23 protein-coding genes are annotated in these 22,384 nt (G+C 68.2%); 9 read left to right on the top strand and 14 right to left on the bottom strand.

What is annotated here, in order from left to right; translation table 11 throughout:
- Positions 1-52: 52 nt before the first annotated feature.
- Complete coding sequence (gene queE, locus FZ033_RS03820) at positions 53-688, top strand: 7-carboxy-7-deazaguanine synthase (RefSeq protein ID WP_149574827.1); 636 nt, start codon at positions 53-55, stop codon at positions 686-688.
- Positions 685-1,074: a 6-carboxytetrahydropterin synthase QueD gene (gene queD, locus FZ033_RS03815; protein WP_149574826.1), complete on the top strand. Its 390-nt coding sequence runs from the start codon at positions 685-687 to the stop codon at positions 1,072-1,074. The genes queE and queD overlap by 4 nt, the downstream gene beginning before the upstream one ends.
- Positions 1,075-1,197: 123 nt before the next feature.
- Here queD and FZ033_RS03810 read toward each other — a convergent pair whose 3' ends face one another.
- The 6 genes from FZ033_RS03810 to FZ033_RS03785 all read right to left on the bottom strand — a co-directional run bounded on the left by FZ033_RS03810 (position 1,198) and on the right by FZ033_RS03785 (position 8,279).
- Positions 1,198-1,749 (bottom strand): NADPH-dependent FMN reductase, encoded by a 552-nt coding sequence (locus tag FZ033_RS03810; RefSeq protein WP_149574825.1) that lies wholly within the window; start codon positions 1,747-1,749, stop codon positions 1,198-1,200.
- 159 nt (positions 1,750-1,908) lie between these two features.
- Positions 1,909-3,045 carry a DUF1513 domain-containing protein gene (locus FZ033_RS03805; protein WP_149574824.1) on the bottom strand — a complete coding sequence of 379 codons (1,137 nt, stop codon included), beginning with the start codon at positions 3,043-3,045 and terminating at the stop codon, positions 1,909-1,911.
- Between the two features lie 2 nt (positions 3,046-3,047).
- A complete protein-coding gene (locus FZ033_RS03800) occupies positions 3,048-4,142 on the bottom strand; it encodes an imelysin family protein (RefSeq protein ID WP_188079290.1) in 1,095 nt (364 codons plus the stop codon).
- Between the two features lie 120 nt (positions 4,143-4,262).
- Positions 4,263-5,516: a di-heme oxidoredictase family protein gene (locus tag FZ033_RS03795; RefSeq protein ID WP_232847313.1), complete on the bottom strand. Its 1,254-nt coding sequence runs from the start codon at positions 5,514-5,516 to the stop codon at positions 4,263-4,265.
- On the bottom strand, positions 5,513-6,985 hold the full coding sequence (locus tag FZ033_RS03790) for a multicopper oxidase family protein (RefSeq protein WP_232847312.1): 1,473 nt from the start codon (positions 6,983-6,985) through the stop codon (positions 5,513-5,515). Before FZ033_RS03790 ends, FZ033_RS03795 begins: the two co-directional genes overlap by 4 nt.
- Positions 6,986-6,992: 7 nt before the next feature.
- Positions 6,993-8,279, bottom strand: a complete 1,287-nt coding sequence (locus FZ033_RS03785; protein WP_149574822.1) for an imelysin family protein — start codon at positions 8,277-8,279, stop codon at positions 6,993-6,995.
- A 562-nt stretch (positions 8,280-8,841) separates the two neighbouring features.
- On the opposite strand from FZ033_RS03785, the gene FZ033_RS03780 reads away from it, so the two are divergent.
- Positions 8,842-9,684, top strand: a complete 843-nt coding sequence (locus FZ033_RS03780) for an FTR1 family iron permease (protein WP_149574821.1) — start codon at positions 8,842-8,844, stop codon at positions 9,682-9,684.
- A 294-nt stretch (positions 9,685-9,978) separates the two neighbouring features.
- Positions 9,979-10,407: a winged helix-turn-helix domain-containing protein gene (locus tag FZ033_RS03775; RefSeq protein ID WP_232847311.1), complete on the top strand. Its 429-nt coding sequence runs from the start codon at positions 9,979-9,981 to the stop codon at positions 10,405-10,407.
- Here the strand turns inward: FZ033_RS03775 and modC are convergent.
- The 4 genes from modC to FZ033_RS03755 all read right to left on the bottom strand — a co-directional run bounded on the left by modC (position 10,307) and on the right by FZ033_RS03755 (position 13,962).
- Entirely contained in the window at positions 10,307-11,509 is a 1,203-nt protein-coding gene (modC, locus tag FZ033_RS03770; RefSeq protein ID WP_408068466.1) for a molybdenum ABC transporter ATP-binding protein, read from the bottom strand. The genes FZ033_RS03775 and modC overlap by 101 nt on opposite strands.
- Entirely contained in the window at positions 11,509-12,198 is a 690-nt protein-coding gene (modB, locus tag FZ033_RS03765; protein WP_149574818.1) for a molybdate ABC transporter permease subunit, read from the bottom strand. Before modB ends, modC begins: the two co-directional genes overlap by 1 nt.
- 200 nt (positions 12,199-12,398) lie before the next feature.
- Positions 12,399-13,211, bottom strand: coding sequence for a molybdate ABC transporter substrate-binding protein (gene modA / locus FZ033_RS03760; protein WP_149574817.1), 813 nt, complete (start codon positions 13,209-13,211; stop codon positions 12,399-12,401).
- A 226-nt stretch (positions 13,212-13,437) separates the two neighbouring features.
- The gene (locus tag FZ033_RS03755; protein ID WP_210247856.1) at positions 13,438-13,962 is read right to left on the bottom strand and encodes a DedA family protein; all 525 of its coding nucleotides are present in this window, start codon (positions 13,960-13,962) and stop codon (positions 13,438-13,440) included.
- Between the two features lie 388 nt (positions 13,963-14,350).
- On the opposite strand from FZ033_RS03755, the gene FZ033_RS03750 reads away from it, so the two are divergent.
- The 3 genes from FZ033_RS03750 (at position 14,351) to FZ033_RS03740 (ending at position 17,089) form a co-directional block, all read left to right on the top strand.
- Positions 14,351-15,925: a DEAD/DEAH box helicase gene (locus FZ033_RS03750; RefSeq protein ID WP_149574816.1), complete on the top strand. Its 1,575-nt coding sequence runs from the start codon at positions 14,351-14,353 to the stop codon at positions 15,923-15,925.
- Between the two features lie 139 nt (positions 15,926-16,064).
- Positions 16,065-16,340, top strand: a complete 276-nt coding sequence (gene infA / locus FZ033_RS03745) for a translation initiation factor IF-1 (protein WP_012115181.1) — start codon at positions 16,065-16,067, stop codon at positions 16,338-16,340.
- A 227-nt stretch (positions 16,341-16,567) separates the two neighbouring features.
- Complete coding sequence (locus FZ033_RS03740; RefSeq protein ID WP_149574815.1) at positions 16,568-17,089, top strand: DUF2165 family protein; 522 nt, start codon at positions 16,568-16,570, stop codon at positions 17,087-17,089.
- Positions 17,090-17,180: 91 nt separating this feature from the next.
- Here the strand turns inward: FZ033_RS03740 and FZ033_RS03735 are convergent, their stop codons facing one another.
- The 4 genes from FZ033_RS03735 to FZ033_RS03720 form a co-directional block, all read right to left on the bottom strand.
- On the bottom strand, positions 17,181-17,390 hold the full coding sequence (locus FZ033_RS03735; protein WP_012115183.1) for a DUF3126 family protein: 210 nt from the start codon (positions 17,388-17,390) through the stop codon (positions 17,181-17,183).
- A gap of 78 nt (positions 17,391-17,468) precedes the next feature.
- Entirely contained in the window at positions 17,469-18,365 is an 897-nt protein-coding gene (gene cysE / locus FZ033_RS03730; protein ID WP_232847310.1) for a serine O-acetyltransferase, read from the bottom strand.
- Between the two features lie 78 nt (positions 18,366-18,443).
- Complete coding sequence (locus FZ033_RS03725) at positions 18,444-19,196, bottom strand: alpha/beta fold hydrolase (protein WP_149574814.1); 753 nt, start codon at positions 19,194-19,196, stop codon at positions 18,444-18,446.
- Positions 19,124-20,512 carry a hypothetical protein gene (locus FZ033_RS03720; RefSeq protein WP_149574813.1) on the bottom strand — a complete coding sequence of 463 codons (1,389 nt, stop codon included), beginning with the start codon at positions 20,510-20,512 and terminating at the stop codon, positions 19,124-19,126. The genes FZ033_RS03725 and FZ033_RS03720 overlap by 73 nt, the downstream gene beginning before the upstream one ends.
- 190 nt (positions 20,513-20,702) lie before the next feature.
- Here FZ033_RS03720 and FZ033_RS03715 point away from each other — a divergent pair, with 190 nt between their 5' ends.
- Complete coding sequence (locus FZ033_RS03715; RefSeq protein WP_408068465.1) at positions 20,703-21,551, top strand: ABC transporter ATP-binding protein; 849 nt, start codon at positions 20,703-20,705, stop codon at positions 21,549-21,551.
- Positions 21,548-22,363 (top strand): ABC transporter permease, encoded by an 816-nt coding sequence (locus FZ033_RS03710; protein WP_149574812.1) that lies wholly within the window; start codon positions 21,548-21,550, stop codon positions 22,361-22,363. The genes FZ033_RS03715 and FZ033_RS03710 overlap by 4 nt, the downstream gene beginning before the upstream one ends.
- The last annotated feature ends 21 nt before the right edge of the window (positions 22,364-22,384 follow it).

Genomic DNA, 22,384 nt, shown 5'->3' with positions numbered 1-22,384 from the left:
GGCGCAGCGGTGGCTTCCCCCCCGCGCGCCTTCGGGCTAAAGGCATCGGCCCATGGCCTATGCTGTCAAAGAAATGTTCCTCACCCTCCAGGGCGAGGGCGCCCAGGCGGGGCGCGCGTCGGTGTTCTGCCGGTTTGCGGGCTGCAACCTGTGGTCCGGCCGGGAGGACGACCGCGCGGACGCCCAGTGCCGTTTCTGCGACACCGACTTCATCGGCATGGACGGGGAAGGCGGCGGCCGCTTCGCTGACGCCGCCGCGCTGGCCGCCGCCATCGCCGCCACCTGGGGTGCCGGCGCGCCGGAGCGCCGCTTCGTCGTCTTCACCGGCGGCGAGCCGCTGCTCCAGCTCGATGCCGCGCTGGTGGACGCGGTCCATGCCCAAGGCTTCGAGATCGCGGTGGAGACCAACGGCACCGTGGCGGCGCCGGACGGCATCGACTGGATCTGCATGAGCCCCAAGGCCGGCACGGACCTCAAGCTCACGCGCGGCCATGAGCTGAAACTGGTCTTCCCGCAGCCGGGCCTCGATCCCGAGGCATTGGTGGGGCTCGATTTCACCCATTTCTTCCTGCAGCCCATGGACGGACCGGACCGCCTGCGCAATACCGAGGCGGCGGTGGCCTATTGCCTCTCGCATCCGCGCTGGCGGCTGTCCCTCCAGACCCACAAGATGATTGGTATTCCATGAGTTCGAGCGCCACCCCGGTGCCGCGGCGCGCGCGCATCACCCAGGGCTTCACCTTCGAGGCCGCCCATTTCCTGCCCCACGTGCCGGAAACCCACCGCTGCCGGCGCATGCACGGGCATTCCTACCGCGTGGACCTGACGCTGGAAGGGCCGGTGGACGCGGCGACGGGCTTCGTAGTGGATTTCTTCGACGTGGAGGCCGCCTTCGGCCCTCTGCTGAAGCAGCTCGACCATTACTGCCTCAACGATGTGGAGGGGCTGGAAAACCCCACCGCCGAGATCATCGCCGCCTGGGTCTGGGACCGGGTGAAGCCGGTCCTGCCGTTGCTGTCGTCCGTTCGGGTCTATGAGACGCCGTTCTCCTTCGCGGAATTCGACGGCGACTGATACCATCGGCCTCGGTCTTCGACCGATGCCAAGGACCGATGCCAAGTGGGTGACGTTCAATCGCCGCGCGGGCTTGACCAATGGCCCATGAGCAAAGCTCACGGACCATTGGTATCAGCAAGCTCAGGCGGTCGCCTGCGCCTGCTTCACGAAGCTCTGGAAGGCGGTGAGCTGCTTGCCGACGAAGTCGCGCGTGCCCTGGTCGGTGAGCACGCCGTCGGTGATCTTGGTATGGGCCTGCGCCACCATCACTTCGGGCACGTTCATTACATGGGCGTCCACCGCCACCAGCACCTGCCGCAGGTGATACTGCGCCCGCGCGCCGCCCATGGTGCTGGGGGAGGCGGACATGATGAGGGTGGGCTTGGCCTTCAGCGGCTGGGTCTTCAGGCGGGACAGCCAGTCCAGCGCGTTCTTCAGCCCGCCGGGGACGGAGTAATTGTATTCCGGCGTGACGATGACGAGGGCGTCCGCCGCCTTCACCCGGTCGCCCACGGCGCTGACCTGGCCGGGGAAGCCGGCGGTCTCGATGTCGCCGTCGTAGATGGGCATGTCCGCCACCGAGGGCAAAAGATCGATCTTCACCCCGTCGGGGGCAACATCGGGGAGGGCGCGGGCGAGCGCCGCGTTGAGGGAGCCTTTGCGCACGCTGCCCACCAGGACCACCCAGTTCATGGCTTGCCTCTTCTTCTCTTGTCCGCCGGCGGCGGAATCACAGAGACAACGGTGAAGCCCGCGTTTGGGTTTCACAAGCGGGGCAGAAGACTCATACCAACGGCCCCGGTCTTCGACCGGCGCCGAGAGGGTCGCTCAATTGCCGCGCGGGCTTTGGTTTCAGCCGATCCGCACCATGTGATTGTCGAAGCGCGGCCCTCCGGTGCGCCGTGCTGCAATGCCGACGCCCTCGGGACCTGCCGAAACCAGGATCACCTCACCATAGCCGGAGGCGGCGACGAAGGTGCCGGCTTCCCGCCCCGCCGCAAGGCCGCAGCCATCGGTGAGGGTGACGGCACCCACGAAGCGACCGTCCGCCTGCCACACCGCCACGCGATTGCCGCGCGGCGAGGCGCAGGCCACATAGCGGCCGGAGGGATCATAGGCCACGGAGCCCACATAGCCCCTCAGCGCCCGCCATTCCGCATCCGGCGCGTCGAAGGCCGAAAGCGCTCCGTCGCTCGCGATGCGGAACAGCAGCGGGCGCGCCCCCCCATCCTTCAGCAGGTCCTGCGCCGCCACCACCGTGCCGCCGCTCCCGTCGCGGGTGAGGTGGCGCAGGGACAGGCTGGCGAGGTCCTGCGACAGCCGGCCCGCACCGCGCACCGCGCCCGAGGCGGGGTCAAGAAGGGTGATGCCCGAGCCGGTGACTTCCGCGTCGCGGGCTTCCGGTGTGTTGGGCTCTATGCCGCCGTTGGCGACCACCAGGGCTGCGCCCGATTGCATCAGGTCGTGCGGGCCATCGCCGCCGCTCGGCCATTCCGAGACGATGGCGAAGCCGCCATCCGCGGCGCGCACGGCGACGATGCCGCGCCCCATGGCGTGCGCACCCTCGCCGGGGCGCTCGATCTCGTTGGTGAGGAAGAGCCTGCCGTCCGCCGTGAAGCGGCCGTGGCCGGAGAACACGCGACCGGTGCCGGGCGCGAGGGTGGCGACGATGCCGCCCTTCCGCCGGTCGAAGACGAGGGCGATCTGCCCCGGCCGCCGCCCCACCGCCACGGCGAGCGGGCCGGTGGGGCTCGCCTCGATGCCGTGCAGGCGCGTGGTGGTTTCCGCTGCCGTGGTGGCCGCGAGGGCGGTGTCGAGGCCCACGGCGGCGAAGCCATCGCCCATGCCGGCCGTTGCCAGCCATCCCTCGGCGAGCGGATCAGCGCGCAGGTTGGAGGCGCCCAGCGGACCGGCCGCGAGCAGCGCCGCCACTCCCAATAGGAAGCCGCGCCGATCCAAGAGTCCGGCGTGGTCGAGACGCAGCGGCATGCTCAGTCCCCGTCCAGGGCGTTGAAGCCGAGCGAGATGCCGAAATAGGAGGCGACGGGCTTGTAGACGCTCGCCTGCGCCACCTTGAAGGTCTTGATGGCGGCCTGCAGCGCGCTCGCGCCCTGGGCGGTGCTGGCGGCGGCGCCGATGTCGGCGGGCAGCTTGTCGGCGGCGGCATCGGCGCCGGTGGCAGCCTTGTTGACCACATATTGCGGCCGGCTCGGCAATTGCGTGCCCACGGCCACCAGCAGGGCGTCGGCGCTCCTGATCATGTTCGCTGCCACTCGCCCGGAACGACCCGAGCGCCAGTTGTCGGCGAGGGTGGGCTTGGCCTCGGCGGGGCCGGTGCCGAGCACGGGCAGGATCTTGGTGTCGGTCACCCGCTGATAGGCGCCGGACAGGTCGGTGAGGATCATGCCGGGCAGGGCGCCCACATCCGGGAACAGGGCCGGGTCGCCCTTGCCGGAGACGATGGCGCCGAGCACGCCCGTGGCCTTGTCACCCCAGGCGGTGCGGATCTCGGCGGCGATGGCGGCGAGATTGGTGGCGATCGCAGTGCCGAGGGCGCAGCGCCGCGCCGCCTCCGGGCCGGTCAGGAGGGCATCCGCTGCACCTTCCTCATAGAGCAGCCGCTCCAGCGCCGGCAGGCCCTGCACCGACGCGCTGGACTGGGCGAAGCGGGTCGGCTCCAGCCGGCCGGCGTCGGGATCGCCGATGATCTCGGCAAGGCCACGGGTGATGGCGTTGCGACGGTCCGGGAAGAAGGAGATGCGGTCGGCGCGCAGCGACAGGCTGATGGGGCCGAAGGTGACGAATTCCACCGCGTTCCAGGCGTCCGCCGCCTTGCCATAGGCCTCCTTCAGCGCCGGCAGGCCGACGGCTTCCGGCTTGGCGCAGAAGGTCGCCCAGGCGGTAGCCTGCGCCTTGGTGGCGCCGGCAAGGGCATCGTATCGCGGCAAAAGCCAGGTCTCGATGAGCGGCACGGGATCGAGCGCGGGGCTGGCGGCATGGCCTGGCGCAGCGACTGGGGCAAGTGCAAGGCCGACCACGAGGCCGAGAACGGCGCGGCGGGTGGGGGCTGAAAAGCGGTAAAACATCCGACCGTCTCTCATTATCTGGAGCGCTTTGCGTTCGCACTGGCTCACGGCGATCGCTCCAGATCCAATGTTGACGCGTTTTCTTGCCGCGGACCGGTATCCCCTTCGCTCGAAAACGCTTTAAAGCGAAGACACGTAACGCACCAAGGCCGCCTTGTCCGTCGGGGGGAGGGCGCCAAAGCGCCGCGCGGCTTCTGCCGCTTCCCCGCCGTGCCAGGCGATGGCCTCCTGAATGGTGCGCGCCCGCCCGTCATGCAGCAAGCCCGTCTGCGCCGCCAACGCTTCAGACAGGCCGGCCAGCGGCGCGGTGCGCCATTGGGACGCGCCGGAGCCGGGCTCCGGCATGGTGTCGCCGAGGCCGGGGCCCATCTCGTGCAGCAGCAGGTCTGTAAACATGTGCGCCTGCCCGCCATCCCGCGTGGGCAGGGCCGGGCGGTGGCAGGCGGCGCAGCCGGTGGCGGCGAACAGGCGCGCGCCCGCGCGACGCTCGGGCTCGGGCAGTGGATCGGGCTCCGGCGGCGGCAGGGAGGCCACATAGGCCACCACCCGGTCCAGCAGCGGCCGGCCGATCTCCAGCGCGTCGTCCTCGGTACCCTCGGTGCGATTGGCGGTGCCGTGGGGGGCATCGCGGCAGGCGCTCTGCGTGGGGGTGCAATCGCCCCACGGCTCGGGATGATAGGGGTTGGACAGGCCCAGATCGAGGAAGAAGGCTTCCGCCGACTGGCTGGCGAGATCCGGCTGGGCCGCCTTCCAGCCGAAGCGGCCGATGGCGGTGGTGCCGTCCGGGCGGGTGATGCGGCGGGCGCGGCCCGCAACGCCGTCCTTGCCCGACGCTTGCTCCTTTTCGATGGCGAGGATCGCCGCATCTGGCACTTGCGCCAGCGCCCCGCGCCCCTTCAGGTCCGGCGCCACGCGCAGGGAGAGGCCACTCGCCGGATCGAGCGGGCCATAGCCCAGCGTCTGCGGGTGGGGAGCGCGGGCGGTGCGGCCATCAAGCAGCAGAGTGTCGCTCACGCCGATCACCCCTTCCGGGGGGATGCCGGGCACGGCGTCAATCTGGAAGCGCCGGCCATAGACCGGATCGCCGGAGCCGTCCGGCCGGGCAATCATGAGCACGAAGCCGCGCCCCGCCGTGCCGTCCTCGATCTTCGCCGGCGCCCGGCCGTCGCGCGGGTGGCAGGTGGAGCAGGAGCGCGCATCGAACAGCGGACCCAGCCCGTCGTCGCCACGGGTGGAGGCGGGGGCCGGCACCCACGGCCGCCTGAACAGCGCCTTGCCGATGGCGATGTCCAGCTTGTCCAGGTCCTGCGCGGCGACAGGCGTCGCGAGCAGGGCCAGCGCGAGGGTCGCGCGAAGACCAACCCGTCCCATCATGCCACCCGGAACCAGCCCATGAGGCCGGCATCCATGTGTTCCAGGATGTGGCAGTGGAACACCCAGTCGCCGCTGGCGGCCTTGAAGGCGATTTCCACCGTCTCGTTGGGCTCGGTCATCACCGTGTCGGCCAGATAGGGCGGGATGGTCGTCTTCTTGGTGGAGGACAGCACCCGGAAGACGTGTCCGTGCAGGTGCATGGGATGCACATGCTTGGTCACGTTGGTGATGGAGAGCCGGTAGCTGTCGCCGTCCTTCAATGTGTCCAGCGGCGGCGGAAGCCGCAGGTCGGCGCCCGCGCCCCAGGAATTGCGGTTGATAGCCCAGAAGGTCTTGTCGCCCACGCAGAAGGAATCGATCAGCGCCTTCGCCAGCGGATCATCCGGCGGCAAGGGCGGCGCGATGGCGGTGGCGCCGGCGGACGTCTGAACGATGAAATCGCGCTTCTGGGCGCGGCTGACATCCGGCAGCGGCGCCTTGGCAGCGGGCAGCGCCTTGGGCTTGAAGGAGGTCTTCTTCCTTCCCTTGTCCACCGCCACCAGGGTGGTGAGCAGATAGGGCTCGGCGGTGCGATAGTCGAAGACCTTCACCTCCTCGCCGGGGCCGGGCATGTGTACATGCACGTCGAGCCGCATGGCCGGACCCATGCGCCAGACCTCGTCCGGCAGCTTGGAGAGGGGCAGCGGGGTGAGCGCCTGCCCGTCCACGGCGATGATGGCGGCGTCGCTGGTCTCGCAGCCGAATTCGATGGTGCGGGTGGAATCGGCGACGATCACCCGCAGACGCACGTCGCCATATGCAGGCGCCTCGACCCGCGGCGGAATGACCGAGCCGTTGGTGGCGCGCACCGTGCCGAAGGTGCCGGCGGTGGAGGCGCCTTCGTCCGTGAACATGGGCAACCAGCGGCCGTCCGCATCGAGCCGCCAGTCCTTGACCGCGATTATATGTTCCAGGTCGAAGCCGAGCTTGGCCTCGGCCGGGTCGTCCACCATCAGCAGGGCGAAGAGGCCGCGCCCCACCTGGCCGGTTTCGTCGCAATGGGGATGGAAGAAATAGAAGCCCGGATCGGGCAGGGGCACGTCGTAGCTGAAGCGCCCGCCGGCCGGGACCGGCTGCTGGGTGAGGGGGGCGACACCGTCGGACAGGTAGGGCACGCGGATGCCGTGCCAGTGCACGGTCGTGGGGGTCGGCAGATTGTTCTCGAAATCCACCATCAGCCGGGTGCCTGCCGGCGCACGCCAGGTGAGGAAGGGCGTGCCGTTATAGGCGCAGAAGCCCGCCGTCTTCGGCTTGTCGGGGCCGAGCAGCGGCACCTCCATCTCCGCAGCGGCGAGGGTGAGGTGCCGCACCGGCGCGCTCCTTGGGAGCGTGTCGCGCGAGAGGGGCATGCGCCCGAGGGCGGAGGGGGCAAAGCTTGCCGCCCCCGCCGCCGTGGCGCCGAGCAGGACCGCTCGTCGCGAGATCGTCACCTCAGCCTCATTTCTTCTTCACGGTCTTCGGGTCGTCGAGACTGGCCGAGCCGCCAACCTTGATCTGCAGCTTCAGGGCCGCGACCCCGCGCTCGATGGCGTGGGCCTGGGCGACGAGAGCATCCACGCCGTCCTGGATCAGCTTGGCACCCTTCGCATTCCCTTCCGCGAGCATCGCGTCGTAGTACATCTCACCGGCGTCGGCCGTGTCCTTGATCTTCTTCAAGGCGGCGAGGGCAGCGTCCGATTTCTGGTCGATCTCGTCCGCGATCTTGGGGTCCGCCGCGCGGATCAGGTCGGCGACGGAGGGGCCGGAGAAGACGGTGCCGTCAGGCTTGGTATAGCGGCCGTAATAGACGTCGCGGATGCCCACTTCGTCGTAATAGTGCGCGTTATAGGTGTTGTTGGAGAAGCAGTCCTGCGCCTCTTCTGTGTCGTGCAGGATGAGGCCGAGCTTCATGCGCTCGCCGGCAAGCTCGCCGTAGGACAGGGAGCCGAGGCCGGTGAAGATAACGCCAAGCGCCGGCTTGTCCTGCTTCTTCAGAAGGGTGGTGCGGCCAGCTCCCTTCGGTCCCCACAGGGCCGTCATTTCCTCGAGGTCGGCCACCAGCGTCGCGGTGGCAACCTTGAGGTATTCGGCGCGGCGGTCGCAGTTGGCGTTGGTGCAGTTCTTCAGGTCGAAATCCGTATAGGGCCGGTTGCCGGCATTGATCTTGGGATCATGCAGGTTCTGGCCCCAGAGCAGGAATTCGATGGCGTGCCAGCCCGAGGCCACATTGGCCTGCACGCCGCCGGCGGTGTTGAGGCTGTGCAGCAGTTCCGGGGTGATCTTCGATGTGTCGATGGTCTTCTTGCCGATGCGGATGGACTTGGAGCCGATCACATTGGCGGTATAGAGCGGATTTTCATCCGACTTCTCGCCGTAGCTCTTCTTGTCCACGTAATCGATAAGCCCTTCGTCCAGCGGCCAGGCGTTCACGTTGCCTTCGATCTGGTCCACCGCCTTGTTGCCGAAACGGAAGGCCTCGGTTTGCATGTAGAAGACGCGGGCGGACTTCCAGGCATCGCGGGCCTTGGCCAGCGTGTCGGCGCTGGGGGCGTCGAGGAAGGAGAGGATGACCTTCTGCATGTCCTTGGCGGTGGCGGCGGAGGACCCGTACATCGCCTGCGCCAGGTCGGCATAGTGGACGATCACGTCGCGCGGCTTGGGGGCGTCCTTGGGAGCTTCGGCGAAGGCCGGGCTCGCGAAGGCTGCAACTGCGGCGACGACTGCGCCAAGAACATGCGCGCGCATCGACCTTCTCTCCTTGAAATGAATGTTCGCAAAGGGGCGGGGGACGGCTCCCTCCCGTCCGACATTAGGGACCCGTCCATGGGGCGGCAAGTGGCGGGCCAGACAATGGAATTGTTCCATTGTTCGGCGCTGTCCCGAAGACTTGTCAGATCCAAGTCAAAACGACGCAGATGGCAGTAGAGTTACGTTACGCCAATTCAGGCTCCTGTTCAATGCTCCGAGATAGTGTGTGGGTGCCGCGCCAAGATCTCTCATCCCGTGCCGCCGGGCGCTTTGGCTGTTCCGGACAACGCAGCGGGTCGGTCCGGCGATATTCGTTTCTTGTCATTTGAACAATTCAAAACAAGGGGGCGCCGGATGACAGTGCGGCCACGGAGGTGGTAAGCTCTCGCCAGTCATTCGCAGATTTTCTCTTTACGTAACGTCCGCTTCGGTCGGTTTTGGAAATGTTCAAATCTTCGCGTCCCTTCGTCTTTCGTCGTATCCGCGCGAGCATTGCAGCCCGCAAGTCGGAAGCCGGCCGGATGCTTGCTCAGTTGCTTGCCAGGAAGGACCGGTTGCCATGATTGCCGCCCTGCTGATCGTCTTCCGCGAAGTGCTGGAGGCGGGCATCGTCACCGGCGTTGTTCTTGCGGCTTCGGAGGGCATCCGCCATCGCGGCCTGTGGATCGGCCTCGGCATCCTGGGCGGCCTTTCCGGCTCTGCGCTGCTGGCGCTTTTTGCGGACCAGATCGCCTCCACCTTCGACGGCTCGGGCCAGGACATCCTCAACGCCGCCATTCTCTCCGTCGCCGTGGTCATGCTGGTGTGGACCGTGGTGTGGATGGCGAGCCACGGCCGGCACATGGTCGTCGAGATGAAGAATGTCGGGCGCGACGTGAAGGAAGGCCGCCGGCCTCTGGCGGCGCTCGCCATCGTGGTGGGCATGGCGGTGCTGCGCGAGGGCGTGGAAGTCGTGCTCTTCCTCTATGGCATTGCCACCACCGGCGACGAGACCGCGGGTGCGGTGGCCCTTGGTGGCCTCGCGGGCCTCGCTTGTGGAGCGGTGGTCTCACTGGTGCTCTATCGCGGGCTGGTCGCCATTCCGCTCAAGCACCTGTTCAAGGTCACGGCCGTTATCATCACCCTGCTTGCCGCAGGCCTTGCCGCGCAGGTGGTGGGCATTCTCCAGGATTCGGGCTTTATCCAGTCCCTGGCGGATCCGCTGTGGAACACCAGCTGGCTACTCGCCAACGACAGCGCCCTGGGGCGTGTGCTGCGCACCCTCGTCGGCTATCGCGCCGAGCCCACGGGCATGCAGCTGCTCGCCTATCTCGGGACGGTGGCCACCATCGTCCTGCTGTCGGCGGTGGTGAACGGCCGCATATCCCACTCCGCCGGCGCCCCCCGCCAGGTGCGAGCCTGACCCTCGGGTTTTGGATGGTCCAAGCGGAACGGCCTGTCCGCTCGCCTGGGCGGATCCGGCGCGGCGTCGGCCTCCGGGCACCGCATCTTTCCTGCGGGAAAGCGTTCCCGGCCGGAGGCTCTTCCGGTATGATCACCCTCCGCCATGCCGCGCTAGTGGATCAACCGAAACGGATGGTACCCATCTGTTTCGAAAAGTTGATCCACCAGATCATAGGCTTGTGGTTCGACCTGCTCGCGACAGATGGAACCCATCTGTCGCGGTCGAACCACTAGGCGCGCGAGGAGGGACGTAGTGACGAAAAAGGTCGGTACCCGCCTGTTTCTGCGTGTCGATTTTCCGGATGGTCGCCGCCTCGGTCCTGGCAAGATCATGCTTCTGGAGGCGATCCGCGAGCATCGCTCCATCCTCTCCGCCGCCAAGGCCATCGGCATGAGCTACCGCCGGGCCTGGCTTCTGGTGGACGAGCTGGACCGCATGTTCGAGCAGCGGGTGATCGTGACCTTTCCGGGCCGCCGCGGCGCCGGTACGGAAGTGACCGCGTTCGGCGAGCGCATCATCGCTCTCTACCGCGCCATGGAGCGCCAGGCGGCGAAGGCGACCAACGCCTCGGTCGACGAGCTCACGAAGGCACTTTCGGTGGAGTTCCGCCCGCAATCACACGCAGAGCCGGAGGAGCCGGAGACGGCTGCCGTGGCTGCGAAACCGGCGAAGGCGATCTGATCTCCGCCCCCGGCGAGTTGAAGCCGGCCGGGCGGCTGTCCACGGTCACGGCCTTGATCATGGCCCACACCGCCATGCCCGGTTCCAGCGCCAGGCGCTGCACGCTCTCCTGCGTCACCAGTGAATGAAGCTTGCCATGGGCGAGCGCCACCTCCACGTCCGCGAACGGGCCTTCCGCCCGCGTGATGCTGGCGATGGTGCCGGAGAGGCGATTCGTCACCGACACGTCGATGGGCCGCGATAGCGAGAGCGACACGTCGCGCGAGCGAACACGGGCGCGCGCCGGGGCGCCCACCGGCCGCCCCACCAGCGGCACCCGAAGCTCGCCGTCGGGGAAGGAGACGGTGGAGAGGCCGAACTCCTCATTATGCGCGGTAATGGTGCAGTCGAAGATGGTCCCGAGGTCGAAGCGGCCGAGCACGGGCAGAAGTTCCGGCCGGGACAGCACCTCGGCGAGGGGGCCGCAGGCGATCACCTTGCCGTCGGCCACGGCCGCCACCGCGTCCGACAGGCGCAGCACCTCCTCCACCGAGTGGCTCACATACAGGATGGGCAGCCGCAGCTCGTCCCTCAGGCGCTCGAGATAGGGAAGGATCTCGCCCTTGCGCATCTCGTCGAGGGAGGCGAGCGGCTCGTCCATGAGCAGCAGGCGCGGCTGGGAGAGCAGCGCGCGGCCGATGGCGACGCGCTGCTTCTCGCCGCCGGAAAGGGTGTGGGGCCGGCGCTTCAGCAAGTGGCCGATGCCCAGCATGTCCACCACCGCGTCGAAGCGGATGGTGATCTGCCGCTTGGCCCGGCGCTCGCCGTAGCGCAAATTGTTGTCCACGCTCATGTGCGGGAACAGGCGGGCATCCTGGAACACATAGCCGGCGCCGCGCCGTTCCATGGGCAGGTCGATGCCCTTCTCGCTGTCGAAAAACACCTCGCCGCCCACCTGGATGCGCCCGCGATCGGGCCGCACCGAGCCGGCGACGACCTGGATGATGGTGGTCTTGCCCGATCCCGACCGGCCGAAAAGCGCCGTCACGCCCATGTCCGGGGCTGTGAAATGGGCTTCCAGGCAGAAGCCCGTGCTGCGGGCGAGGGAAACGTCGATCTCGATCATATCTGCCCCAGCGCCAGCTTGATGCGCCGGTCCGCCAGTTCGGCCAGAACCAGCGCGCCGAGGGCCAGGATCACCGACACCACCGTGAGGCGCAGCGCCATGGCGTCGCCGTCCGGCATGTGGGTGGCGCTGTAGATGGCCAGCGGAATGGTCCGCGTCTGCCCCTCCACATTGGAGACGAAGGTGATGGTGGCGCCGAATTCGCCCAGCGCCGAAGCCAGCGAGATGAGGCAGCCGGACAGCACGCCGGGCATCATCAGCGGCAGGGTGACCGTAAAAAAGGCATCGAGCTTGGTCGCGCCCAGGGTGCGCGCCGCGGTCTCGATGCCCTGGTCGATGCCGCCGATGGCGAGGCGGATGGCGTTGACGGTGAGGGGAAAGCTGACCACGGCGGCCGCCACGGTGGCGCCGGCGGTGGAGAAGATCAGCGATATGCCGAACCATTCGTGGAGGTATTGGCCGATATAGCCCCGGTTGCCCAGGGTGATGAGCAGCAGATAGCCGACTACCACCTTGGGCAGCACCAGGGGCAGGTGGACGATGCCGTCGAAGATGCCCTTGCCGGGAAAGTCGAAGCGCGCGAGCACCCAGCCGATGAGGATTGAGGGTGGCAGGCTCCAGATGGTGGCCCAGAAGGCGACCTGCAGGCTGAGCCTGACAGCCGTCCATTCTTCAGGGGTGAGCATGGGGCAGTCTTCCGGATAGGGGCAGTGCTGGGCTCGGAGCGCGGTCCCGGTAAATTGAATCAATTTGCCCGGTCCATCGCCCTCTCGTTTCGGCAAAGATCACGCGTCTCGTGAGCTTAAGCCGAAGCCGCGCAAGTCGCGAAGCAAGTCTTGTTCCCGCCCGGCCGCAGCCGGGGCGGGAACGGCGCCTCGGGTCGGGCTCACTTCACCGTGAAGCCGTACTTCTTGTAGATCTCCTTCGCTTCCGGCCCCTGGAGGAAGGCGAAGAAGGACTTGGCGGCGGGCGTATCCTGACCCTTCACCAGGGCGAAGGGATATTCCACCGGGGGGTGGCTGTCGGCCGGGAAGACGGCGACGATCTTCACATTCTTGGCGACGGCGGCGTCGGTCGCATAGACGACGCCGTAAGCCACCTCGCCTCGTTCCACCAGGGCGAGTGCCGCGCGCACGCTCTCGGATCCGACGATGCGCGGGCCCACCTTGTCCCACACGCCGAGGTTGGTGAAGGCGGTCTTGGCGTAGACGCCCACCGGCACGCTATCCACGAGGCCGGTGGCGATGCGGCCGTTGGCGCCGAGCAGGGCGTCGATGTCCATGCCCTTGGCGATGGTCACGGGCTTCGCCTTGTCGGCGGGGGCAACCAGAACCAGGGCATTGCCGAGCACGGTGGCGCGGGTGGCAGGCAGGGTGAGGCCCTTGCCGTCGGTATAGTCCATCCACTTGAGGTCGGCGGAGGCGAAGATGTTGGCCGGCGCGCCGGCCTCCAGCTGCTTGGCCAGCGCCGAGGAGGCGGCGAAGGAGAACTTCACCGGCGCCTTCTCGCCCTTGGCGGCATAGGCCTTGGCAATGTCCTCGAAGGCATTGGTGAGGCTTGCGGCGGCGAACACGGTCACCGTGGTGTCAGCCCCGGTGGCAGACGCCTTGGCCGGCTCCTCGGCCCGGACGGGAGCAAGGCCCGCGGTGGCAAGCAAAAGGCCGACGATGAGGCCGCGGCGCAGTATGAAGCTGGACATGGAAAAGGTCCCCTTTGGTATGCTCGTTCATATACAGCATGCCGCAGGGAAACAAGAGGCGCGGGAGGGCGCGGACCGCCGGGTCAACCGGCGCGAGGGATACGGAAAGCTGTATTTGTGCTGCGTTGCGGCATGGCGCCGCGGCGCTGCAAGCGAGCGCTCCGGTCGCCCCTTCGGGCGCCTCCCGGCGGACGGGTCCGGCCACGAAGCCCAGACCCGATCGCCCTCAGAATCCGAACAGCTTGAAAGCGGCCGCGCCCGGGGCGAGCATGGCGAAGGCCCAGACCGCCGCGCTGGCGACGTTGGCCACCTGGAAATGGGTCTGGCGCATGGCGAGCACGCCGGCCACCAGCGGCACCACGGCCCGCACGGGCCCAAAGAAGCGGCCGATGGCCACGCCCCAGACGCCGAAGCGGTGGAAGAAATCCTCCGCGCGGGCCACCAGGTCCGGCCGTTTCGACAGGGGCCAGAAGGTCTTCGCCCGCTCCTTGTAATGGAAGCCGAGCCAGTAGGAGATGGCATCCCCCAGCGCCGCGCCGGTGGCGGCAGCCAGCCAGATGGGGAAGAAGTGCAGGCCGCTCGCCTCGATCAGCGCGCCGATGGCGAGCAGCAGCACCGTCGCCGGAATGAAGAAGGACACGAGGGCGAGCGATTCGCCAAAGGCGAGGCCGAACACGATCGGCGCAGCAAGGCCGTGGTTGTTCTGAACAAACGTGGTGGTCGCAGCAATGATGGCCTGAACGTCGATCATGTCTCCTCCAGCCGCAGAGATCGGAAGGCCGGTCCCCTCGCGCAAGAGGCGGTCCCGGTGTCACCCCGCGGCGGGATGGTCATGCCGCAGGAGTTTGGCGAAAAAGCCGGCTTGGGCGAAAAAGCTGCTCCCGCCTTGAAATTGTCATGGGGATGGGTCATACACCCTGCCGTAGCGCCCCGGAGGGATTTCAAATCCCCCTTGCAGCGCGCTCGGGCCGCGTAGCGGAGACCGCCGGAGCTTCCCCTTTGTGAAGCGTCGCGAGCGGCTTTGCCCGACTTCAATGATTGCCTTTGGACACCCCAGGCCACGCGGGATGTCGAATATCCCCGCGAACCGCGCTGCGCCCCTGCGTGCGCCGGTGTCGTTCGCATATGAAAGTCAGAGCTTGACCTCTTTTTCGAACCTCGGCCTCGCCGAGCCTATCGTTCGCGCGCTCACTGAAGCGCAGCACGTCACTCCCACCCCCATCCAGGCCGAAGCCATCCCGCAGATTCTCGCGGGTCGCGATCTCATCGGCATCGCCCAGACCGGCACCGGCAAGACCGCCGCCTTCGCCCTTCCCATCCTTGATCGCCTGGTCCGCCATCCTCACCGCCCCGAGCCCAAGTCGGTGCGGGCCCTGGTGCTCTCCCCCACCCGTGAATTGTCCGGCCAGATCGTCGAGAATTTCGAGAAGTTCGGCCGTCACGCCAACATCTCGGTGTCGCTCGCCATCGGCGGCGTGCCCATGGGCCGGCAGATCCGTGCGCTCTCCCGCGGCGTGGACGTGCTGGTCGCCACCCCCGGCCGCCTGATCGATCTCGTCGAGAACCATGCGGTGAAGCTCGACCAGGTCGAGGTTCTCGTCCTCGACGAAGCCGACCAGATGCTGGACATGGGCTTCGTACACGCCATCCGCGCCATCGTGCGCCGGCTGCCGCACAAGCGCCATTCCCTGTTCTTCTCCGCCACCATGCCCCACGCCATCGCCGAGCTCGCGGGCTCGATGCTGCGTGATCCGGTGCGCGTCGCGGTGACCCCGGTCGCCAAGACCGCCGACCGGGTCGAGCAGCGGGTGATCCTGGTGGACAAGGCCAACAAGGGCCAGCTCCTCGCCGAGGTGCTCTCCACCGAGGAAATCGACCGCGCCCTCGTTTTCTCCCGCACCAAGCACGGCGCGGACAAGGTGGTGCGCGTGCTCGCCAAGGCCGGCATCGCCGCCGAGGCGATCCACGGCAACAAGTCGCAGAACCAGCGCGACCGCGTGCTCGCGGCCTTCCGCGAAGGCAAGATCCGCACCCTCATCGCCACCGACATCGCCGCCCGCGGCATCGACGTGACCGGGGTGAGCCACGTCATCAATTTCGACCTGCCCAACGTGCCGGAGAGCTACGTCCACCGCATTGGCCGCACCGCGCGCGCCGGCCGGGAGGGCATCGCCATCTCCTTCTGCGATCACGAGGAGCGCGCGTTCCTGCGGTCCATCGAGAAGCTCATCAAGATGCAGCTTCCCGCCAGCGACCGCCGTGGCGCGGGCACCCGCTTCGCGGTGCCGGAGCTTGAGCCCATCATCCTCGACGAGCGGGACGAGACCTCCGAGCGTTCGGACTATATCGGCCGCTCCGGCCGGCAGAATCCGCGCGGCCAGCGTCCTCGCCACGGTGACGAGCGGTCCGGCGAAGGCCGGTCGCGGGCACCGCGTTCGGAAGAAGGCCGGCCCCAGGCGGCGCGTGCCCACCAGCCGCGCAGCGAGGGTCGTCCGGCCGGCGGTCGTCCGGAAGGGCGTCCCGATGCCGGCGGCGCCCAGGGTGCGGGCCATCGCGCGGGCCAGCCGGCCCGGGCCGAGGGCCGTGGCCAGCGGACCGAGCGGGGCCAGCGTCCCGCCGGCGATATCGGCGGCCTCGGCTTCATGCAGTCGGTGCCGAACCGCGGCCAGCGCTCGGACTCCCGTCCGGGTGGGGCCAAGCGTCCGGTGCGCTGAGGCGCATTGAATTGATCATGGGTGCGCGCGGATGGCGAAAATGCGCCGCCGCGCGCATCTACCTATGGGCGTGCGGGTGATTTCGTGAGATAAGCCCGGGCAATTACGCCCCCTCATCGGGGCATCTGGAGACGACTATATGGCGAAGGAAGAACTGCTGGAGTTCGAAGGAACGGTGACCGAGGTGCTCCCGGACGGTAACTTCCGTGTGCGGCTCGATAACGATCATCAGATTCTGGCCTATGCGGCCGGCAAGATGAAGAAGAACCGTATCCGCACCATCGAGGGTGACCGCGTGGTGGTGGAGATGTCCCCTTACGACCTCGATCGTGGCCGCATCAACTTCCGCCACAAGGCCGAGGGCAATGCCCCGCCGCCCGGCGCCCGCCGCCAGCAGAATTTCCGCCGCCGCTGATTTGCGGCCAGCTGCGCTCTTGTCCCGCCGCGCGCGTCCGTCCGACCCTGTCGGCGGGGGCTGCCGCGCGGGGGCAGGGCGCTTTACGTTCGGATTGGCTCCAAGTTCGCAGCGGCTTACGGCAATCGCTTCGGATTCGCGGTGTTGACGCGCTTTCTTGAAGCGAGCTGGTATCCACTTCGCCTGCCGACGCTTTAAGACTGCGTCGGGCAGAAGCGGAGGGCGAGATGGAGCTGCGTCTGGCGAAGGCGATGATGACGGCCGCCTTGGCGGCCTTCTGCCTCCTGGTCGCCTACGACAATCTCGTGGATTACGAGACCAATTACGCGTTCGTGCGCCATGTGCTGAGCATGGACACGACTTTTCCCGGCAATGCCCTGATGCATCGCGCCATCACCGACGAGCGCGGGTGGCGCATGGCCTATGCCGCCATCATTGCAGGCGAGGCGGTGAGCGGGCTGTTCCTCGCCCTTGGGGCCGTCGCCATGCTGGCGCGGCTTGCTGCACCCGCCGCCCGCTTCGAGCGCGCCAAGCGCTTCGTCTATCTGGGCGGCGCGCTGGCCTTCCTGGTCTGGTTTTTCGGCTTCATGGTGGTCGCCGGCGAGTATTTCGCCATGTGGCAGTCCAAGGACTGGAACGGCCAGGCCTCGGCCTTCCGCTTCTCCATCACCGTCCTCGGCGTGCTGATCCTCGTGGCGCTGCCGGAGCGCGAGATCGTGGACACCGAGCCCCCGACGCAGCCGGGCTGAGCCATCAGGCCTGGTCCTGAGGGGCGGGAGCGGTGGCCGCTCCCCCTCGCAGCGGCGAGAGGCCCCATTCAGGCCTCGCGCCTGTTCAACCTCACTCGAGGTCGGAATCCAGGATTGCCATCTGGAAATTGTAGGAGAGGTCGTCGTCCTCGTCGTCCCGGTAGAGGACGCCGATGAACTCCTCGCCCAGATAGACCTCGGCCGAGTCCTTCTTCTTCGTGCGGGCAGTCACCTTGATCTGCGGGTTGCCGAACAGGGTCCGCAAATAGCGCTGCACGCGCTCGAGCTCGGTTTTTTCCAACGGTGTTCTCCTTGCGAACGGATGGCCGCGTTATGGCGGCCAAGGCGCGCGCGTTCAAGTCGCGGCGGGCAACAGCCCTCAGATATCCGCGCCGGACCAGATGTTGTCCTCGAACATCTGGTCCATGGAGCGCGAGGGTTCGGCGCAGCCGGCTTCACCCACCACCTTGGCCGGAATGCCCGCCACCGTGGTGTTGCGCGGCACCGGCTTGAGCACCACCGAGCCGGCGGCGATGCGGGCGCAGCGGCCCACCTCGATATTGCCGAGCACCTTGGCTCCAGCGCCGATGAGCACGCCGCGGCGGATCTTGGGATGGCGATCGCCGGTCTCCTTGCCGGTGCCGCCCAGCGTCACCCCCTGCAGGATGGACACGTCGTCCTCGATCACCGCCGTGGCGCCGATGACGACGCCGGTGGCGTGGTCGAGGAAGATGCCCCGGCCCATGGGCACCTGCGGGTGGATGTCCACGGCGAACACGGAGGAGGCTCGGCTCTGGAGATAGAGGGCGAAGTCGCGCTGGCCGTTGGCCCACAGGAAATGGGACAGGCGGTGGGTCTGGATGGCGTGGAAGCCCTTGAAATACAGCACCGGCTCAAGCGTTCGTGTGGCCGCCGGGTCGCGGTCGACCACCGCCATGATGTCGGCGCGCAGGGCCTGGGGAATGGACTTGTCGCGGGCGGCGGCCTCGAGCCAGGCGGCGCGGATGGCGCTGGCCGGCACGTCCGCATGGTCGAGGCGGGCGGCGATGCGCTCCCCGATCACCGCCTCTAAGCTCGGCTGGCCCAGCACGGCGCCGATGAGGAAGGCGGCGAGCAGGGGCTCGCGCTCGGCGGCTTCCTCCGCCTCGTTGCGCAGGCGCGCCCAGACCGGATCGACCACGTCGTGCCAGCGTTCCGTGCCCGCCTTGGTGAGCTTCGGGGCGAACGCGTCCGCAACGGGCGCGGGCATGGGGGCAGGCATGGGAGATTGGGGCATTCCTGCCTCCTCGACGATGCAACTTGGCGCCTGTTCTAGCACAAGCGGCGCGAAGGGGAGAGGTTCCCCGTGGTCGCTTCAGGGCCGGCGTTTCAGGAATTCGAGAGCGCCCGCCTTGAACACCTTGTCGCCCACGGCGGGGTTGTGGTCGCGGTTGGGGATGTCCAGCATGGTACCGTCCGGCAGGAGATCCACCAAAGGCTGGCCGGGACCCGAGACCAGGTCGCGGGTGCCGATGGCCACCAGCACCGGCTGGAAGATGCGCGCCACCTCCTCGCGGGCCAGCACCTGCCGGGAGCCGCGGATGCAGGCGGCCAGCGCCTTCAGGTCGGCCTTGTTGGCGTCGGCGAAGGCGCGGAACATGCGGCCCATGGGGTCGGCGACATCATCGAGGCTCGGCGCTTCCAGCGCATCGGCCACGCTCTGGGGCAGGCCCACCCCGTCCACCAGATGGATGCCCAGCCCACCCATGATCAGCGAACGCACCGCCTGCGGGAAATGCAGCGCCATCTGCGCGCCCACCCGCGCGCCCATGGAATAACCGACCACGTCGGCCCGCTCCAACCCGAGATGGGCGAGGAGGCGCTGGGCGTCCTCCGCCATGATGCGGGTGTCGTAGAGGGCGGGGTCGTAGAGCTTCTCCGACTCGCCATGGCCGCGATGGTCGAAGCCGATGGCGCGGTAGCCGGCCTCGGTCAGGGTGCGGGTCCAGGAGGGGCCGACCCAGTTGATCTCCTTGGAGGAGGCGAAGCCGTGGATCAGGAGGACCGGATCGCCGGCGCCGATGTCGAAATAGGCGATATCGACGCCTGCGGAAGAGAAATGGGGCATGGGGAACCTTCGCGGGGCACCGCCACGGCGGGCGCCTCGGATCTCGGCGGATGACGGGGCGGGAAACTAGAAGCTCGCTCCCGTTGTGCCAAGCCCACTGGCAAATGGTCTTCAGGCGGATGGTCCGCCGGCGACGGGCTTCGGGCGAGGTCCCGCGCCGCCTCGATCGCCGCCAGCACGCGGGCGGCCGCGGCCTCCATGTCGGCAACGGCCGGAGATGAAGGCGCGGCCTTCGCCGGGGCGGGTGTTCCATGCCGATGCCGGCCGGCCTTGGGGCGCTTGCCGCGCCAGCAGCGGCGGGCGCAGGCGACGCAGAAGGAATTGAAGGACGAGACGAGGGCGAAGGCGTAGAACGCCGCCGCGAAGGTCCACCAGATCAGGTGGAACAGCGCGCTGGTGATGGCGATGGCCCCGCGCCCCAGGGTCTTGAGGATGGCCAGGGTCTGCGAGCCCTTGGCCTCGGCGAGGCGGGCGACGCGGGAGAGATCCCGCCTGCTGTCGGCCACCTTCAGGCCTTCCAGCGCGGCGCGGGTGCCGGCCTTGGCCTCGATGCGGGCGGCGTCATCCAGCATGCGGGTGAGGTCGGTGAGGCGCTGCGTGCGCACCACGCCCTTCACCGCTGCGGCATCCACGGTCGCGGGGGCGGCCGCGAGCCGGCGCAGGGCGGCAAAGTCCACGCTCTCGCGCACGGCGCGGGTGAGGCTACGGGCGAGCGAGGCGGAGAGGCGGCCGGTGCGCTTGGCCACCTTCACCAGCGAGATGCCGATCCGCATCGGCAGGCTCGCGCCCACGGTCGCATAGGTGCCGGCGGTGACGGCGATGCCCACGGCGGAGAGGCCCAGAATCAGCTCGTCCGCACCTTCGCCGCGCGCCAGCTTCAGGCCCTCGCGGCCGGCATCGCGGATGTCGCCCCACACCATGAGGTCGCTGGTGGCCGCGCCGGCAAGGCCTGCGAGGTCGCGCGGCTCGCCGGTGACGAAGCCGAGGCCGAAGGCCTTGGCCGACCGCAGGGTCTCGGACAGGGCTCCGGTGGCGTCCGCCACCTGCGCGCGCAATTCCGGCGGGATGGCGAGGCCGCGCGCATCGGCCAGCGCGAGGAAAGAGGCGGCCAGCGCTGCGTCGTCCTCGGCCAGCGCCGCCGCGATGGACCGGCGTGCGTCTTCCGCCGTGAAGCCGGCAAGGCCCAGGTCGGCGAGGGCGGCCGGGTCGTCCCGCGCGGCGACGAGCTTGAGGCTCTCCTTAGCCACCGGTAGCAGCCACGGCGTGCCGGCGAGGAGCGTTGCGAACAAAGCGAGGGCGGCGAGAATGCGGGCCATGATGTTTCCTGTAGGGCATTCTCGCATCCGATCATGGCGAAGGTGAAGGGGCGTGCGCCGGGCGTCGTCGCGCGTGCCTTGCCCGCCTTTTCTCGCCTTGCCTCTTTCGCCTCCGCCGCTACCTTTGCCCGTGATCCGGCCAACCGGACGTGTGCCCTCGAACGGGCGCTGAGGAAGCGGGAGGAGTTGCGTGTCGCCACCTTTCAGCGTGGTCGCGGGCGGTCGCGATGCCGCGACCCGCGCCGTCGTTCTGCGCGGCCTCTCCATCGCCTTTCCCGCCCAGGCGGGCAGCGCGGCCCCGTTCGTGGCGGTGGAGGGGGTGAACCTCGATGTCGCGGACGGCGAGTTCGTCGCCATCGTCGGCCCCACGGGCTGCGGCAAGTCCACCCTGCTCAATGCCACCGCCGGCCTGCTGACGCCGGCCACCGGCACCGTCTCCATCTTCGGCGATCCGCTTGCCGGGCTGAACCGCAAGGCCGGCTACCTGTTTCAAGCTGAAGCGCTGTTTCCCTGGAAGAGCGCGCTGGAGAACGTGGCCATCGGCCTTGAAGTCGCCGGCACCAAGCAGGGCGAGGCGCGCGAGAAGGCCCGGCGCTGGCTTGGCCGTGTTGGGCTTTCCGCCTTCGCCGATCGCTATCCGCACATGCTCTCCGGCGGGCAGCGGAAGCGCGTGGGCCTTGCGCAGGTGCTGATCCGCGATCCCAAGATCCTGCTCATGGACGAGCCGTTCGGCCCGCTGGACGCCCAGACCCGCCAGATCATGGGCAATCTGCTGCTCGACCTGTGGAGCGCCGACCGCAAGGCGGTGCTGTTCGTCACCCACGATCTGGAGGAAGCCATCGCCTTGGCCGACCGGGTGGTGATCATGGGGGCGGGGCCGGCCTCGCGCATCATCGGCGAGTGGCGGGTGTCGCTGGCCCGGCCGCGCGGCATGGATGTGCGGCTGGAGCCCGCCTTCCACCAGCTCCACCGCGAGATCTGGGCCATGCTCAAGGACGAAGTGGTAAAGGGCTATCGCCAGTCGGAGGCGGTGGGATGATCGCTCGCTCGCGTCTCGTGCTGCTGGTTTTGCAGGTTCTGGTGGCAGCGGTGCTTATCGCCATCTGGCATTTCGGCGCCACGGTGAAGCTGTCCATCCCGGCGCTCTCGCCGAAGCCCTTCTATCCGCTCGATCCGTTCTTCTTCTCGACGCCGCTGGCCGTGTTCGAGCGCACCTGGCGCGACTTTGCCACCGGTGTCATCTGGTATCATCTGGGCGTCACGCTGCTGGAGACGACACTGGCCTTCATCATCGGTGCCGCCGGCGGGGTGCTGGTGGGCTTCTGGTTCGCTCGCAAGGCGCTGCTCGCGGCGGTGTTCGATCCTTACGTGAAGATGGCGAACGCGCTGCCGCGGGTGGTGCTGGCGCCCATCTTCGCCCTGTGGCTGGGGCTCGGCATCTGGTCGAAGGTGGCGCTGGGGGTCACGCTGGTGTTCTTCATCGTCTTCTTCAACGTCTACCAGGGCGTGAAGGAGGTGAGCCCGACGCTGCTTTCCAACGCCCGCATGCTGGGCATGAGCGAGCGCCAGCTCATGCGCCATGTGTTCTGGCCGTCGGCCCTCACCTGGATGTTCTCCTCCCTGCACACGGCGGTTGGCTTTGCGCTGGTGGGGGCGGTGGTGGGCGAATATCTCGGCTCGGCGGCCGGGCTCGGCTATCGCATCCACCAGGCGGAGGGAGTGTTCGACGTGACCGGGGTGTTCTCCGGCATGCTGGTGCTGGCCCTGTTCGTCATCGTCATCGACACCGGCGTCAGCGCCATCGAGAACCGCCTCCTGGTCTGGCGTCCGTCGCCGGCAGGGCAGGGGTGAACCAGAAGAACAGCAGAACGA

Source organism: Xanthobacter oligotrophicus, assembly GCF_008364685.1.
GTDB lineage: Bacteria > Pseudomonadota > Alphaproteobacteria > Rhizobiales > Xanthobacteraceae > Xanthobacter > Xanthobacter oligotrophicus.
The sequence above is the reverse complement of the archived record's forward strand: the minus strand, read 5'-3'. Positions and strand labels throughout refer to the sequence as shown.

Excerpts from the sequence above, each read along its gene's own strand:
- FZ033_RS03795 (WP_232847313.1), bottom strand. The coding sequence starts at position 5,516 with ATGATGGGACGGGTTGGTCTTCGCGCGACCCTCGCGCTGGCCCTGCTC.
- FZ033_RS03720 (WP_149574813.1), bottom strand. The coding sequence starts at position 20,512 with ATGGCCCGCATTCTCGCCGCCCTCGCTTTGTTCGCAACGCTCCTCGCC.
- queD (WP_149574826.1), top strand. The coding sequence starts at position 685 with ATGAGTTCGAGCGCCACCCCGGTGCCGCGGCGCGCGCGCATCACCCAG.
- FZ033_RS03805 (WP_149574824.1), bottom strand. The coding sequence starts at position 3,045 with ATGCCGCTGCGTCTCGACCACGCCGGACTCTTGGATCGGCGCGGCTTC.
- FZ033_RS03810 (WP_149574825.1), bottom strand. The coding sequence starts at position 1,749 with ATGAACTGGGTGGTCCTGGTGGGCAGCGTGCGCAAAGGCTCCCTCAAC.
- modA (WP_149574817.1), bottom strand. The coding sequence starts at position 13,211 with ATGTCCAGCTTCATACTGCGCCGCGGCCTCATCGTCGGCCTTTTGCTT.
- FZ033_RS03785 (WP_149574822.1), bottom strand. The coding sequence starts at position 8,279 with ATGCGCGCGCATGTTCTTGGCGCAGTCGTCGCCGCAGTTGCAGCCTTC.
- queE (WP_149574827.1), top strand. The coding sequence starts at position 53 with ATGGCCTATGCTGTCAAAGAAATGTTCCTCACCCTCCAGGGCGAGGGC.
- modB (WP_149574818.1), bottom strand. The coding sequence starts at position 12,198 with ATGCTCACCCCTGAAGAATGGACGGCTGTCAGGCTCAGCCTGCAGGTC.
- FZ033_RS03780 (WP_149574821.1), top strand. The coding sequence starts at position 8,842 with ATGATTGCCGCCCTGCTGATCGTCTTCCGCGAAGTGCTGGAGGCGGGC.
- FZ033_RS03710 (WP_149574812.1), top strand. The coding sequence starts at position 21,548 with ATGATCGCTCGCTCGCGTCTCGTGCTGCTGGTTTTGCAGGTTCTGGTG.
- FZ033_RS03740 (WP_149574815.1), top strand. The coding sequence starts at position 16,568 with ATGGAGCTGCGTCTGGCGAAGGCGATGATGACGGCCGCCTTGGCGGCC.
- infA (WP_012115181.1), top strand. The coding sequence starts at position 16,065 with ATGGCGAAGGAAGAACTGCTGGAGTTCGAAGGAACGGTGACCGAGGTG.
- cysE (WP_232847310.1), bottom strand. The coding sequence starts at position 18,365 with ATGCCCCAATCTCCCATGCCTGCCCCCATGCCCGCGCCCGTTGCGGAC.
- FZ033_RS03800 (WP_188079290.1), bottom strand. The coding sequence starts at position 4,142 with ATGTTTTACCGCTTTTCAGCCCCCACCCGCCGCGCCGTTCTCGGCCTC.
- FZ033_RS03725 (WP_149574814.1), bottom strand. The coding sequence starts at position 19,196 with ATGCCCCATTTCTCTTCCGCAGGCGTCGATATCGCCTATTTCGACATC.
- FZ033_RS03755 (WP_210247856.1), bottom strand. The coding sequence starts at position 13,962 with ATGATCGACGTTCAGGCCATCATTGCTGCGACCACCACGTTTGTTCAG.